The organism is Shewanella sp. SG41-4 (assembly GCF_014164505.1).
Classification (GTDB): Bacteria; Pseudomonadota; Gammaproteobacteria; order Enterobacterales; family Shewanellaceae; genus Shewanella.
The window spans coordinates 1-1,274 of record NZ_JACJFI010000611.1 but is presented as its reverse complement, the minus strand read 5'-3'; the positions used below and the strand labels follow the sequence as shown (position 1 = coordinate 1,274).

General features: G+C 40.6%; 2 protein-coding genes. One reads left to right on the top strand and one right to left on the bottom strand.

The genetic code is table 11. The annotated features are described in order from the left end of the window. Positions 1-25: 25 nt before the first annotated feature. Positions 26-694: a 7-carboxy-7-deazaguanine synthase QueE gene (gene queE / locus H5202_RS22660; RefSeq protein WP_182774003.1), complete on the top strand. Its 669-nt coding sequence runs from the start codon at positions 26-28 to the stop codon at positions 692-694. A gap of 91 nt (positions 695-785) precedes the next feature. Here queE and H5202_RS22655 read toward each other — a convergent pair. Continuing rightward, on the bottom strand, positions 786-1,274 hold a 489-nt coding region (locus tag H5202_RS22655; RefSeq protein ID WP_182774002.1), incomplete at its 5' end, for a pyridoxal-phosphate dependent enzyme.

Below are 1,274 nucleotides of genomic sequence, written 5' to 3'. Positions count from 1 at the left end.
CTTGTCTCTAGAAGTAAGGTAAACGATGAAATATCCCGTTAACGAAGTATTTGAAACAATACAAGGTGAGGGCACATATACTGGTGTTCCAGCACTGTTCGTTCGCTTGCAGGGTTGTCCTGTAGGTTGTGCATGGTGTGACACAAAACAAACGTGGGATGTATTACCTGAAAACAAAGTGACTGCCGAGCAAGTTATTCAAGTTGATGGCACCATCGGTCGATGGGCTGACCATACGGGTCACACATTACTACAAGCATTCAACGATAAAGGGTTTACTGCAAAGCACATAGTGTTAACAGGTGGTGAGCCGTGTTTATACGATCTAACAGAATTAACCACGATTTTTATTGAGGCTGGTTATCAGGTACAAATAGAAACTAGTGGAACATTTGAAGTTAAATGCCACTCAGATGTGTGGGTCACTGTATCACCAAAAATCAATATGAAAGGTGGCTACAAGGTACTCGACCAAGCATTAAATCGTGCTAATGAAATTAAACATCCGATCGCAACCGAACATCATATTGAAGAATTAGATGAATTACTGTTAAATATTGATGTTAGCGATAAAACTATTTGCTTACAACCTATTAGCCAAAAGGCGCGCGCTACAGAACTTGCCATGAAGGTGTGTATTAGCCGTAATTGGCGTTTATCGATTCAAACACATAAATATCTGAATATTGATTAAATGTGTTTTTTAGAGCTAATGATGACCACACACAGTATTTAAGCAAAAAAGGCGTTGAATCTATATTCAACGCCTTTTTAATTTCAACAGGTTAACCAAGTAAACCAGATTCATTAAACGCGATGAGTTTTTCTCGGTAGTGTTCGAAACAGCCTATATTGTCTTCTATCCATTGTGGGTTGTAATAGGTATCGAGATAGCGCTCACCCGCATCACAAATTAAGGTCACAATTGAGCCTGTTTGGCCTTCATTACGCATTTGTGTTGCCAGCAACAACGCCCCATATAAGTTAGTACCAGTAGATGCGCCAGTTTTCCGCCCTATGAGTTTTTCTAACCACTGGATAGTTGCGATTGAGGCGGCATCTGGGATCTTTATCATGCTGTCAACAACACCAGCAATAAATGACGGTTCAACACGTGGCCGACCAATTCCTTCAATTTTACTACTCTTATCACTAATAATGCTGGCATCACCACTGTGAAAGTAGTCGAAGAATACCGAGTTCTCGGGATCGACTACACAAAGTTGCGTTTGTTGTTGTTGATAACGAATATAGCGGCCAATTGTAGCGCTGGT